Origin of the sequence: Streptomyces sp. QH1-20 (assembly GCF_041283565.1) — a bacterium.
GTDB classification, from domain to species: Bacteria; Actinomycetota; Actinomycetes; order Streptomycetales; family Streptomycetaceae; genus Streptomyces; species Streptomyces syringius.
Genome location: NZ_CP166299.1, coordinates 52,280 through 64,768 on the forward strand (window position 1 = coordinate 52,280; position 12,489 = coordinate 64,768).

A 12,489-nucleotide genomic window follows, 5' to 3' on the forward strand; every position below is an offset into this window, starting at 1 on the left:
TGCCACGTGGTTCACACGGGTGCCGACGGCCTCTCAACTGGCCGCTTCGAGCAGCAGTTTCGCGGCCACCGTCGCCCCGTCGCTGCGCAGCGAGCCGGCCAAGGTGGTTGCTCGTGCGCGCGTCTCGGGAGCCAGGGCAGTCTTCAGCGAGGCTGACAGGGACTCGATGGTCGGAGTCGGATCCTCGTGTGCCGCGCCGATGCCCAGGTCGGCCACCCGGCCGGCCCAGTACGGCTGGTCCGCCCCCTGTGGGACCACCACCTGAGGCGCGCCGGCCCGGGTCGCGGTCGTCGTGGTCCCCGCGCCGCCGTGGTGCACGACGGCGGCCGCCCGGCGGAACAGTGCCTGGTGGTTGACCTCGCCGACGACGAAGCAGTCGTCCTGGTCGTCGATCAGGGCCAGTTCGGCCCAGCCTCGGGAGACGACCGCGCGGCGGCCCTGCGCGCGAATCGCCTCGATGGCCACCCGGGCGAGGTTTTCCGGGTCGCGCATGGGCAGACTGCCGAAGCCCACGTACACCGGCGGTGTGCCGGCGTCCAGAAACCTCATCAACTCGTCCGGAAGCGGGCGTTCATCGATCAGGACCCACGCACCGGTCTGCACCACATCGAGGTCCGCCGAATGCTGCCACGGGGCCAGGATCGGGTCCGTGGCCAGCCAGGGGCGGCTGGTGAAGGCGTAGTCCCGGACGCTTTCCACTGGTGGCAGGCCGATCGACGCCCGTCGGGTGTTGAGCATCTCGCCGAACATCGCGTTCGCGATCTGGGCATCCAGGTCCCACAGCTCCCGGTTGTCGGTCACATCCGACGGCAACGGCCGGCCCCGCCGCCCAGGCGGGCGGCGGTGCGGCGACGGCAGGATGACGGGCTGGTGGCTCGCGTGCACGTAGCGGATGCCCAGCTTCTCGGCCACCGACCGCGCACCGGCGGTGACCGGCAAGGGCCCGGCCGCCACCAGCGCATCACCTCCCTCGGCCGCCGCGGCGACGGTGTCGAACTGCGCGGCCATCAACTCGGCCGCACGCTGCGCCAGGCCCACCGCCGACCCCGGCGTCACCGAGGTCACCAGCGGGCGCACCGGCCGTCCGGTCGGCACCATCTCCACGCCGACCTCGGACAGGCGCTTCGCGAACTCCTCGTCCGGCGGCGCGCACACTCGCACCTCGGCGCCGAGTTCCCGCAACCGCACCGCGAGTCCCGCCATGGGTTCGACGCTTCCGCGCGACCCGTACGTCGACAACACCACACGCATGTCGTGATTCTCATTTCCGCAGGTCCTGGCTTCGGTGGGTGATTGTGCGGTACGACCGGGGCCTTGCCGCAAGCCCCCGGTGCGCTATATGTTGATCATGGAAGGGAGTGAGGCCTCCCTCTTTCCCTCAACTTCCGCCGGTTGCCGCCATGGCACCAGACATCCGCCCTGAGCGGGGCGGAGTTGGCGGCGACCGGCCGTGCGGGCCGCGGTGGCTCCGGTCAGGGGTCTGGGTCTTCCCAAGGGCCAGGGTGTGAACCAGGATGTCCCCCTGTGGGAAGCGCGCGAAGGAGCCGGTCACCGGCACCGGTGGGCCTCGCCGGACGGGTTCGCGGCGTCGCGCACCGGAGACCGTCGGCACCGACGCGCGTCCGCCCGTACCACCCGGCGTGAGACACCTGTCAGGAGAACGGCATGCACACGGCCCCCCGGCCCTCTTCCCCCTCCGACCCCGTCACCCCGCAGCTCGACGCCGTCGTCGTCGGGGCCGGTTTCTCCGGCCTCTACCAGCTGCACCGACTGCGTGAACTGGGCCTGCGCACCCGCGTCTTCGAAGCGTGCGACGACATCGGCGGAACGTGGTACCGGAACCGGTACCCCGGGGCCCGCTGCGATGTCGAGAGCACGGCCTACTCCTTCTCCTTCTCGCCCGAACTGGACCAGGAGTGGGAGTGGAGCGAACGGTACGCGACTCAGCCGGAGCTCCTCCGCTACCTCCATCACGTCGCCGACCGCTTCGACCTGCGCAAGGACGTCGTCCTGCGCACTCGGGTGACCCGGGCGGTGTACGACGAGGACCGTCACATCTGGCAGGTCACCACCGACACCGGGGAGACGGTCACCACTCGGTTCGTCGTGCTGGCCACGGGCTGCATGTCGGCCGTCAAGGAACCGGACATACCAGGGGCCGACACCTTCGCCGGCCAGGCCCTGCACACCGCCGACTGGCCGCATGAGGGCGTCGACCTCAGCGGCAGACGGGTCGCCGTGATCGGTACCGGGTGTTCCGGCGTCCAGGCCATCCCGCTCCTCGCCGAGCAGGCCACCGCGCTCACGGTCTTCCAGCGCACGCCGGTCTACGCACTGCCGGCCCTGAACCGGCCGCTGACCGCCGAGGAGACCGCCGCGTTCAAGGCCCGCTATCCGGAGTTCCGCGCCGCCCAGCGGAAGTCCCGGGGCGGCACCGTCTTCGAGCTGCCGACCCAGTCGGCCCTGGAAGTGGACGAGGCGGAGCGCACGGCCGCGTATGAGGCGGGCTGGGGCTCGGGCCTGCTCAGCGGTCTGCTGCGCACGTACACCGACATCCTCGCCGACCGGGCCGCCAACGAGACGGTCGCCGAGTTCGTCAGGTCCAAGATCCGGTCGATCGTCACCGACCCGGAGACGGCCGAGACGCTCTCACCACGGACCTTCCCGTTCGGTACCAAGCGTCCCTGCCTGGACACCGACTACTACGCCACCTACAACAAGCCGCACGTGGGGGTCGTGGACCTCACCAGGACCCCGATCGTGGAGATCACACCGAGGGGTGTCAGGACCTCGGAGCGGGAACACGCCGTCGATGTCATCGTCTTCGCCACCGGCTTCGACGCCATGACCGGATCCCAGGTCGCCGTGGACATCGTCGGCAAGGGTGGCACCACTCTCAGGGAGAAGTGGGCCGCCGGCCCCCGGAATCACCTGGGCCTGCTCTCGGCCGGCTTCCCGAACCTCTTCACGGTCATCGGTCCGCTCAGCCCGTCGGTGCTCAGCAACGCGGTGGTTTCCATCGAACAGCATGTGGAGTGGATCACCGACTGCATCGCCCACCTGCGGCGGAACGGCCTCACCGAGATCGACGCCACCCCGCACGCCGAGGAGGACTGGTGCGCCCACGTCGCCGATCTCGCCTCCCGGACCCTCTACCCGGATGTCGCCTCCTGGTACACGGGGGCGAACGTGCCGGGCAAGCCGCGCGTGTTCCTGGCCTACACGGGCGGCGCGGACCGGTACCGGGCGGAGTGCGACGCGGCCGCCCGGGACGGGTACCGCGGCTTCGCCCTGTCCGGCGGCGCTTCCTGAGACCCGCTCCCTGGGCGCGGGTCCGAGCGGGCTGCCCGGCCACTCCGGCCAGGCAGCCCGTTCAGCCGCAGCCGGGTCGCGGCGGCACCGCAGGCTCGTCCGGTGAGCCTCCCGTAACACCTACCGCACCGCTGTTCAGGGACCGACGGGCAGCTGACGCTTGTGGTCGGTGACGCGGTAGCGGCGGACGATCGCTTCGAAGGCCCGCTCGTCCACCGGCTTGCCTTCCAGGAAGTCGTCGATGTCGTCGTAGGTGACCCCGAGGGCGTCCTCGTCGGCCTTGCCCGGGTCGAGGGTCTCCAGGTCGGCCGTCGGGGTCTTCCACACCAGCTCGGCGGGGGCGCCCAGGGCGTCCGCGACGGCGCGCACCCGGCGCTTGGTCAGGCCGGTCAGCGGGACCAGGTCGGCGGCGCCGTCGCCGAACTTGGTGAAGAAGCCGGAGACCGCCTCGGCGGCGTGGTCGGTGCCGACGACCAGGCCGTCGTGCGCGCCGGCCACGGCGTACTGGGCGATCATGCGCTGCCGGGCCTTGATGTTGCCGTGTACGAAGTCCTGGTGGTGGTCGTCGCGGAAGCTCACCCCGGCGGCCAGCGAGGCCTCGAGCGCGGCGTCGCTGGCGGGCTTGATGTCCACGGTCAGCACGTGGTCGGCCCGGATGAAGGAGAGCGCGAGCTGGGCGTCGTGCTCGTCGGCCTGGACGCCGTAGGGCAGCCGCATCGCGTAGAACCGCGCCTCGTGCCCGGCGGCCCGGGCCCGCTCGACGGCGAGCTGGCACAGCCGACCGGTGGTGGTGGAGTCGACGCCGCCGCTGATGCCGAGCACGAGGGAGCGCAGACCGGTGGAGGTCAGTCGCTCGGCGAGGAAGGCCACCCGGCGCTCGACCTCGCGCTCTGCCTCGAAGGTCTCGGCGACCTGGAGTTCCCGGGCTATCTCCTGCTGCAGGGCGATGGACGCCGGCTCGCTCACGTCTGCTCCTTGTTCCGGTTCACGATGTGTTGTCGCGCCCACCCTACTTAAGGGTGTCCGGTTCAAGGGTGCCCGGCTCAGGGCGATGCCGGAGAGGGAGAGCAGGCGCCGGTCGCGGGCTCGCCGGCCGGGCGGTCCACCTGGCTTTCCAGTTCGCTCAACGCATTCCTCCACAGCTCGGGCAGCCTGGTCGCACCGGGGCTGCGCCGGTCGTGGACCACGCCGAGCCTGGCGATGGCCGCCGTCCTGGTCAGTGATACGTAGCAGGGCATTTTCCCGGCCGGAACGCAGAACAGGCCGGCCGCGGTAAGAGAGGAGCCGAAAACGGTCCAGGGCGACGGAAGCTTGAGGTGAGTGGCGGTCAACGCGTGACGCGGGGGCGGGTTCGGACGCGTGAGCCATGGGGAGAGCACGCGCTCGATCAAGAAGTGGGCCGTGTCGCGGTACCCGGTGTGGGCAGCTTGACGAGTTTGCTTCAGGACGGCCTCAAGGCAGTGCCGGGGGTCGGATGGTGAGCGGGGCAGGGCGAGGTCCATGGAAACCACGTGGTTGCCGGGCGCGCCCTCGTTCCCGGATGCCCGGACCGACAGGGGAACCGCTGCCGTCAGCCCAAGAAAGGGAGACTCGGGGAACTCCCGGCTGTGCCAGACGGACAGGGCAAGAGCCAGGGCCGTGAGGTACACGTCGTTGACCGTCACTCCCCATGCACGGGCCAGGGCAAGGAGGCGGTCATCCGGTACGTCCACATATGCGATCCGGGCGCCGCCTGGGTAGTCGGCGGACAGGTCCGGCCACGCCCGGCCGCGCGGCTGGCGGCGGAGGTAGTTACGGGCGAAGCGGGAGGCAGCTGCCAGGGTGGGCCGAGCGGGCCGGTGCAGGTGCGGAGCAGGCAGCTCCTGGTCGGCCAGGAGAGCCGCGAGGTAATAGGCAGCGCCGACGCCGTCGCACAGGGCGTGGTCCATACGGAAGCAGATGCGGTACGAGGGGTGTTCCTGGTTCGTGAGCAGCCACATGTCCCAGGGCGGGTGGGGTGGCTGGGGCAGGTCCTCGCGGATCAGCTCATTGGTCAGCTCGTCGCGTGCGCGCCCGGAAGGATTGTCGGGGCCTTGCCTGACGTGCACGGTCAGATCCAGAGGGCGGCCGACGGGTTGCCAGCCCGAGGAGGCACGGTGCGGCAACAGATGCAGCGCCGCGAGGGGCCCGGTGCGGTGTCGGAGGTGTTCCCTCAAGGCGTCGATGCCCGGTGGCGCTCCGTCAATATCGAGGACGAAGCCGAAGGCGACGGTGCGGTCGTAGTGGATGAAAAGCCTGTCGGCGACTCCGGGTACAGCGGGAGCGTCCGCGTTCCGCAGCGGCGGAACGGAGGGCTTCATTTGACTGCGAACCGGTGAGGGGGCTGGAAGCAGGTGCCGCATTTGCACGCCTACACGGTGGAAGGAGGGGCAGGACAGGCGCTACCTCTCGTCACTCTCGGCGAACGGGGCGCGCGGTCAGTTTCAGCCCGCCGGTAGGAGGGAGGAGTGGCGAGGCACATCGGGCGGTGATGGACCGCAAGCTAACAGAGGGGGCAAGGAATATGCGGATGACAGGCCGTGAGGGTGCCTTCCGGTGCCGGCGAGCAGGAGGATGTCCGCGGGGCTGCGTCCCGGGTGCGGATCGGGCGTAGTGCGGGGATGAGTTCGTAGCCGTCCGCCTCCCCGCCGCGTGACCGTCTTTAGGCTTGAAAGTCGCTATCAGAAACTGATCGCCACCCCGTAGGAATGGCTTCTCGGCCTGACCGGCCGCCGTGATCAAAAGGAGCCATCACCCATGACTCGTTTTCGCACCGCCGGTATGGCCCTCGTCGGCGCCGCAGCGATGTTCGCCCTGACCGCCGCGCCCGCCCACGCCGCTCCCGGAGATGTCACGACCTCCTGCGCGAGCGTTCTCACCCCGACCGGCTTCGTCGACGTCAGCTGGGGCTACAGCAGCAGCTGCGGCACGCAGAGCTTCAGCCCGAACATCAAGCAGATAAAGCAGCTCACCGGGCTGCCTGTCGGCACCGTGGTCCAGGCCTGTGCCTCCACCTACCAGCCCGCGGGCTGGGTCCAGACAAGCTCGTATTACAGCAGCAGCTGCCGCTACTCGGCGACCCCCAGCCTCAACCACAACGCATGGCAGCTGAAGCGCGTCTCCTGACCCGGGGCGCCGAAGCGACGCCCCCCGTGGTGTGCATCACCCGCGGGCCGGAGCCGTTGACCTCAAGTGCGGTTGAGCTCCTAGCGTCCTGCCCATGACGACGACAGCGACAACCGCACCCGCGAACCCCGACAGCACCCCCGTGGCCACGCAGCCGATCGGGTACTGGTCCACGGTGGCCAGCAAGGCGGTCCTCCAGCACATCCAGAGCGCGATGGCGCGGCTGGACATCACCCAGCCGCATTGGTGGGTGATCAACCACGTCAGCGGTGCCGACGAAGGCCTCACCCGCGACGAGCTCCGGGTCCGACTGGGCGGCTTCGTCGACAACGGCGAGGAAATGGTCGGCCGCGCCGCCGATGGCCTCCTCGCCCGCGGTTGGCTCGCCGCCGACGCCACCGAACGTCTCCGCCTCACGGACACCGGGCGGGAGGCACAGGGCCGCATCAAGAAGCTCGTCGACGAACTGCGGGCCGAGATCCACGAGGGCATCCCGGACGAGGAGTACGTGATCGCGCTGTCCGTCCTGCAGCGCATGATCCGCAACGTGGAGGCGAAAGCCGCACAGGCGTAGCGTGCCCGGCTCGGCCGAGGGCTCGCCGCGCACCCCGGGGGGCGGACCGGCAGGGGGCTTGTGCCGCTGGGCCCTCCCGGCGGAGCCGGCCAACGGGATGTCTGCCCGTCCCGTGTCGATCAGTGCTGCCCCGGCTGGTGCCTGCTCAGTCCGGCTTCGGCCGGGAGCGCAGGTGCCGCATCTGGTCGTGGCTGAGTTCGTGTGCCTGTCGCATGTGACGGGTGATCACCTCGAGCTCGTCCTCGGTGTGGCCGTCGAGGAGCGTCTGCCAGGCCTGGCCGAGCTCGTCCCACACGGCCGTGACACGGGCGACGATCGGCCACCGGGGTGACCAGCACGCGGCGACGGTCCTGCTGGTCGGGTACGCGGACCACGTAGCCCCTCGTTCGAGCCGGTCCACCAGCCGTGTGGCGCAGCCCGTGGTCAGGCCCGTCGTGTCGGCGATCTGCTTGACCGTCAGCGGCCCGGGGGCGGCTGACGGCAAACTCAACGCCTGCACATCGGTCGGGTGCACCCCCAGGTGATCTACTGGACGCCGGCCACCAGGTCCGTGCGCTCACCCGCCGCCCTGACTCGCCTGCCGCCGACACACTGCGCGCCCTTGGCGCCGAGGTACGCCACGCCGATTTCGACGATCGCGCCTCTCTCGACGCCGCCGCAGCCGCCGGGGCTCGGGCACATCGTGCTCGCCTCCGTCGCCCACGCCGACCGCGACACCGGTGTCCCGCACTATGAGTGCAAGCACCTGGTCGAGCAGCACCTGCGCGCAGCGGGCGTGCCCTGGACAGGGACAGCCTCGGCGGCCTTCATGGACAATTACGCCGGAGGCTGGATCCTCGCGGCGGCAATCGGCCGCCCGATCACCCAAGAGGTGCCTCTGCCCGACGTCCGGGCCCGATCCGCCGGCCTGGCGGCCATGTGCGACTACTTCACCACCAGCGGCCTTGATGCGGACGTCGCCCGCCTGCGACGCGACCACCCCGACATCGGCTGGCACAGCTTCGCCGACTGGGCCGCCGGTCAGGACTGATCCACACTCCTGTCCCCCGCACCCGCGCATCAGTGACGTCCCCTGCCCCAGGGCGCGGACGCCAAGCGTCGGCCCACGGCTCCCCAGCTCCCGGCTTCCCCGGGCAACTCGTCCGCCGGACGGCCCGACCGTAGGCTGCCTCCGTGACCCATCTCCCTTCCCGCGTCGCTCTCACCGTCGTGATCCTGTCCGTAGCCCTTGCCACAGCTTGTTCCACCACCGGATCGCAAGAGGGCGACAGCCCCCGGAAGCCGTCCCGCACCGGCGCCCCGAAGAAAGTTCGGGTGCCCGCCGCGAACGCGGCCTTCGACTACCAGCTCGGTGGCGCGTACCCGCCTCCCGGCAAGGTCCGAGCCGTGTCCCGCGATCGCGAGGCCGAGCCCGTCGACGGTCTCTACAACATTTGCTACGTCAACGCCTTCCAGACGCAGCCCGGTGAAGCCGTCACCTGGTGGAAGAAACACCACCCGGAGCTGCTCCTGAAGAACGACGACGGAGACCTGGTCGTCGATGAGGACTGGTCCGAGCCCCTGCTCGACATATCCACCCCGGCCAAACGCAAAGCGCTCATGAACATCGTCGGCCCCTGGATCGACGGCTGCGCAGCAGCGCATTACGACGCGGTGGAACCGGACAATCTCGATTCCTACGAGCGGTCCGAAGGCAAGCTCACCCCCCAGCACGCGGCCGCGTTCGCCCAGCTCCTGGCCGATCGCGCGCACCAGCGGCACTTGGCCATTGCTCAGAAGAACACCGCTGACCTGCTCCCCCAGCGCGCCCGCATCGGCTTCGACTTCGCCGTGGTCGAAGAATGCGGACGTTACAAGGAGTGCCCCGATTTCAGCGACGCCTACGGGGCCAGGGTCTTCGACATCGAGTACGCGAAGCGGGACTTTGCCGCCGCCTGCCGGGCCTGGGGGAAGGACCTGTCCATCACCCTGCGCGACCGCGACGTCCGTCCTGCCGGTACTGAGGGCTACACCTACCAGTCCTGCTGAGCCTCTCACGCGGTGAGTGCCCGTCACCACAGCCGAAGCCGCTCCCGCTTCCTCACGAGCTCACGTGCACGTGGCATCCGCGCACATCCGCCACGGCTCCCAGGACAGGAAGCGATCCCGCTCGGTGGTCTGCCAGTAGCGGTCGCGGTTCCATTCGCGGGCGACGATGTGCAGCCGCCCGTCGGCGAGTTGGGTGACCGATGTCGGCGCGCCCAGCCCCACGTTCGCCTCGGGGGCCTTCCCGAGCGACCGCATGTCCGCCCAGTGGCTTCCGGAAGAGCTGTACTGGCTGCGTACGTCCATCGAGGAGTAGGGGCTGCCGCTGGAGGCGAAGGCGTGCAGACGCCCGTCGCGTTCCTTGAACAGCACGATGCCGCCGTGGTACGGAGCCGGCTGCAGGCCGAAGTCCTCCGGCGGGCCCCATCGGCTGCCGGGCACGGGCAGCACGGTGTGGCAGAAGCGGCCGTACGAGGGGATGAACGCCTCCAGCCCGCCGATGCTGTTCTCGGCGGCAGTCACCTGGTAGAGCTTCGGCCCGGCGGGGACGGCGCTGATCCGCGCCCAGTCGCCGTAGGGGCCGCCGGCCACGTCCTGTGCCCGGTGCCAGACGAAGGGCAGGCCGCTCGTCGAGGAGTCGTCGTAGAACTGCTGGAAATGCTCGACCCGCCCGTCGGCCCGCGTCACCGACACCAGGCTTCCCGGAGCGGGCCGGGAAGCGAGGCCCCTAGCGTTGCTGTCGCCCGCGCACGCGGCTGCGGCGTGTGCGGCGGGAGAGAGCAGCACATGTCCGGTGCAGGCGAACAGCGTCGCGATCACACTGTGCAGTACGCCTCGTAACAGTCTTCGGTGCACGACCGGTCAACCTCCAGTGCTCGACGGCGGCTCCGGGTGATCCCAGGGCCGGAGCGCATCCTCGCGCGTCGCGCACCGACCGGCTAGAGCGCCGCGGCAGCCGGCGAGCGCGCCGGTCATCAGGGGCGGATGACGGTGGTCACGACCTTGCGGACGGCTTCGGCCTCCGGCGGGGTGCCATTCCGGTCGGCGAACATCAGGTGTCCCGCTCCGACCAGCGTGGGAGCGAGCGTATTGATGTCGGCGTCCGGCGCGATACGGCCCAGTTCGCGCTCGGCCACGAGGTAGGAGGCGATCATGGCCGTGGCTTCCGTCACGATCGGGATACCGGCCACCCCGGCCTCGCGCAGCCGGGCGCGCAGGCCGTCCCGGGAGGTGACGAGAGCGACGATCGCGACAGCGACCGGCCCGAAAAGTTTTGTCAGCGCGCCGGTGAGGTTGTCGGCGACGGTTCCGGTCCCGGCGGAGTCGCGCAGGGCGGCGGCCTGGCGGTCGATCCGGGCGATGCGGTCCATGACGAGGTCGGCGAGGAAGGCGTCGAAGTCGGCGAAGTGCCGGTGCAGGACCCCCTTGGCGCAGCCGGCCTCCGTGGTGACCGCCCGGCTGGTCAGCGCGCTCGATCCGTCCCGGAGCAGAACCCGTTCGGCGGCGTCGAACAATTGCTCACGCGCATCGCGGAGCGCTGTCCCTGTCGGCATCGTGATCGTCTCATCCCCTGCACCGTTGAAGAGTGGGCATGTGCCCACTAAAGTGGGCACATGCCCACTTTACCGTCTGAAGAAGCGCGTCCGTCCGAGCCCGAGCCCCATCGGCACCGAGAGACGGCCGAGTCATTCGGCACGGACGCCGAACGCTACGACCGGACCCGGCCCCGCTACCCGGATGCCCTGGTGGGGCGGATCGTCGCCGGCATTCCCGGGCCCGACGTCCTCGACGTCGGCTGCGGGACCGGCATCGCCGCCCGGCAGTTCCAGGCGGCCGGCTGCCGGGTGCTCGGGGTCGAACCCGACGCGCGGATGGCCGAACTGGCCCGGCGGAGCGGGGTGGAGGCCGAGGTGGCGACGTTCGAGGCCTGGGACCCTGCGGGGCGGGGATTCGACGCGGTCGTCGCCGGGACGGCCTGGCACTGGGTCGACCCGGTCGCGGGCGCCACCAAGGCCGGCCAGGTGCTGCGGCCCGGAGGCCTGCTGGCACCGTTCTGGCACGTGCCCCAGCTCCCGCCCGACGTGGCGAAAGCCGCCGTCGCCGTCTGCGAACGGGTGATGCCGGACGCGCCGTTCAACTGGGCGGCGATGACGGCGCCGGCCTCGGAGACGTACCGGAAGCAGCTCACCCGGGTCGCCGACAGGGTGCGGCAGGCGGGCGGGTTCAGCGATCCGGAACAGTGGCGATTCGACTGGGAGCGGTCCTACACCCGCGATGAGTGGCTGGAGCAGATGCCCACCCAGGGCGCCTTCACCCGGCTCCCACCGGACAAGCTCGCGGAGGTGCTGGACTACGTCGGGGCTGCCATCGACGCGATGGGCGGCACATTCACGATGCCCTACGCCACAGTGGCGGTCACCGCGACGCGCCGGAGGCGCCGTCGGTGACCGGACCATTCGTTTCGTTCTTCTTCCAGGGGCCGACACCGAGCTTTCCCGTGGTGCCCAGATCGAACTCGGGGATGACCGTCACGGGGTCGGCGCCGGGCTTCTCCCACACCCTCACATAGGGCGCGTTCACGGGATCGCCGACACCGGCTGCAACGGTGTTGCGCCAGACCAGGCCGGCGTAGGCGCGCTCGCCGGGCTTCAAGTCCAGCGGCTGGGGCGTGCCATCGGCTCCGGTGCCGGTGGCGATAGCGCTGCCGCCCTTGAGGACCTTCACGCTGTTGACGGGCTTGTGACCCTCGTCGAGGAGCTGGATCTGCGGGTAGCCGTTGAGCCGGTGGGTTCGAGTGCCGCAGTTCTCCAAATGAAGGCTCACGACGCGGAGTCCCATGGCGGCATCGCCGTCATCGGCGTACACGCGCACTCCCGAGGACGGGCAAGTGCCCTTGTCGGAGGGTGCCTCGTCAGCGGGGACGCTCCTCACCTTGGCGATCCGCACCTGTACCGCACCGCGGGAACGCGAGGGGAGTTCGCCCATGACGACTCTGCGTTTCACGGTCCGACCGGGTTTGACGGACTGCACAGTCTGCTGCGTATTCGTCAACACCTCTCCCGAGCTCGACAGGAAATCGAAGGTGATCATGTAGGTGAAGGGTTCGGTCTCGTGGTTGGTGACGTCGAACTCGGCGCAGGCTCGGGCACCACCGCTCGAGCCGGTGATTCTCACTCCGCCCTTCTCCGGACCGGAAGGGCTTCCTGAAAGCGCCGAAGTGCTGGGCGCGGTCGGTGTGTCGGAGTTCTTCGCCCCGCAGGAAGACTTACCTGGAGGGCCCGTGGAGTCGGACCCCTGCCTCTGCGGCGAGCCGTCGCTCCGGGAACCGGCCTTCTGTGATCCACAAGCCGTGAGCAGCAGGACGCCGGCGAGGACGACGAGGGGAGAAGTGAGGGAGGCGTTACGCATTCACTGAGTCGATCAGGACCAGACCA

Annotated in this window: 13 protein-coding genes and 1 pseudogene; 7 read left to right on the forward strand and 7 right to left on the reverse strand. The window is 70.0% G+C overall.

Annotated elements, in window-relative coordinates; all coding sequences use genetic code 11:
* Positions 1–33: 33 nt before the first annotated feature.
* Entirely contained in the window at positions 34–1,251 is a 1,218-nt protein-coding gene (locus AB8O64_RS00230; RefSeq protein WP_370417044.1) for a glycosyltransferase, read from the reverse strand.
* Positions 1,252–1,665: 414 nt separating this feature from the next.
* On the opposite strand from AB8O64_RS00230, the gene AB8O64_RS00235 reads away from it, so the two are divergent.
* A complete protein-coding gene (locus tag AB8O64_RS00235; RefSeq protein ID WP_370417045.1) occupies positions 1,666–3,312 on the forward strand; it encodes a flavin-containing monooxygenase in 1,647 nt (548 codons plus the stop codon).
* Positions 3,313–3,447: 135 nt separating this feature from the next.
* Here the strand turns inward: AB8O64_RS00235 and nadE are convergent, their stop codons facing one another.
* Positions 3,448–4,278: an ammonia-dependent NAD(+) synthetase gene (gene nadE, locus AB8O64_RS00240; RefSeq protein WP_370417047.1), complete on the reverse strand. Its 831-nt coding sequence runs from the start codon at positions 4,276–4,278 to the stop codon at positions 3,448–3,450.
* Positions 4,279–4,355: 77 nt separating this feature from the next.
* The gene (locus tag AB8O64_RS00245; RefSeq protein ID WP_370417048.1) at positions 4,356–5,651 is read right to left on the reverse strand and encodes a wax ester/triacylglycerol synthase domain-containing protein; all 1,296 of its coding nucleotides are present in this window, start codon (positions 5,649–5,651) and stop codon (positions 4,356–4,358) included.
* 436 nt (positions 5,652–6,087) lie between these two features.
* Between AB8O64_RS00245 and AB8O64_RS00250 the strand changes: the two genes are divergently transcribed.
* Positions 6,088–6,456: a hypothetical protein gene (locus AB8O64_RS00250; RefSeq protein ID WP_356453676.1), complete on the forward strand. Its 369-nt coding sequence runs from the start codon at positions 6,088–6,090 to the stop codon at positions 6,454–6,456.
* 94 nt (positions 6,457–6,550) lie between these two features.
* Entirely contained in the window at positions 6,551–7,030 is a 480-nt protein-coding gene (locus AB8O64_RS00255) for a MarR family winged helix-turn-helix transcriptional regulator (protein WP_370417050.1), read from the forward strand.
* Positions 7,031–7,175: 145 nt separating this feature from the next.
* On the opposite strand, the gene AB8O64_RS00260 is transcribed toward AB8O64_RS00255, so the two are convergent.
* Positions 7,176–7,520, reverse strand: a complete 345-nt coding sequence (locus AB8O64_RS00260; RefSeq protein ID WP_370417052.1) for a MarR family transcriptional regulator — start codon at positions 7,518–7,520, stop codon at positions 7,176–7,178.
* Between the two features lie 38 nt (positions 7,521–7,558).
* Here AB8O64_RS00260 and AB8O64_RS00265 point away from each other — a divergent pair.
* From AB8O64_RS00265 to AB8O64_RS00275, 3 genes and pseudogenes are all read left to right on the forward strand, one after another.
* Positions 7,559–7,630: pseudogene (locus AB8O64_RS00265) on the forward strand (hypothetical protein); the annotation flags it as partial.
* Between the two features lies 1 nt (position 7,631).
* The gene (locus AB8O64_RS00270) at positions 7,632–8,060 is read left to right on the forward strand and encodes an NmrA family NAD(P)-binding protein (RefSeq protein ID WP_370417053.1); all 429 of its coding nucleotides are present in this window, start codon (positions 7,632–7,634) and stop codon (positions 8,058–8,060) included.
* Positions 8,061–8,203: 143 nt separating this feature from the next.
* Positions 8,204–9,058: an endo alpha-1,4 polygalactosaminidase gene (locus AB8O64_RS00275; RefSeq protein WP_370417054.1), complete on the forward strand. Its 855-nt coding sequence runs from the start codon at positions 8,204–8,206 to the stop codon at positions 9,056–9,058.
* Positions 9,059–9,118: 60 nt separating this feature from the next.
* Here AB8O64_RS00275 and AB8O64_RS00280 read toward each other — a convergent pair whose 3' ends face one another.
* Positions 9,119–9,874 (reverse strand): hypothetical protein, encoded by a 756-nt coding sequence (locus AB8O64_RS00280; RefSeq protein ID WP_370417056.1) that lies wholly within the window; start codon positions 9,872–9,874, stop codon positions 9,119–9,121.
* Positions 9,875–10,029: 155 nt separating this feature from the next.
* A complete protein-coding gene (locus AB8O64_RS00285; protein WP_370417058.1) occupies positions 10,030–10,608 on the reverse strand; it encodes a TetR/AcrR family transcriptional regulator in 579 nt (192 codons plus the stop codon).
* Positions 10,609–10,668: 60 nt separating this feature from the next.
* On the opposite strand from AB8O64_RS00285, the gene AB8O64_RS00290 reads away from it, so the two are divergent.
* Positions 10,669–11,502 (forward strand): class I SAM-dependent methyltransferase, encoded by an 834-nt coding sequence (locus AB8O64_RS00290; RefSeq protein ID WP_370417059.1) that lies wholly within the window; start codon positions 10,669–10,671, stop codon positions 11,500–11,502.
* Here AB8O64_RS00290 and AB8O64_RS00295 read toward each other — a convergent pair.
* On the reverse strand, positions 11,471–12,229 hold the full coding sequence (locus AB8O64_RS00295; RefSeq protein ID WP_370417060.1) for a DUF4232 domain-containing protein: 759 nt from the start codon (positions 12,227–12,229) through the stop codon (positions 11,471–11,473). The two genes, AB8O64_RS00290 and AB8O64_RS00295, sit on opposite strands and share 32 nt — an antisense overlap.
* Positions 12,230–12,489: the final 260 nt, after the last annotated feature.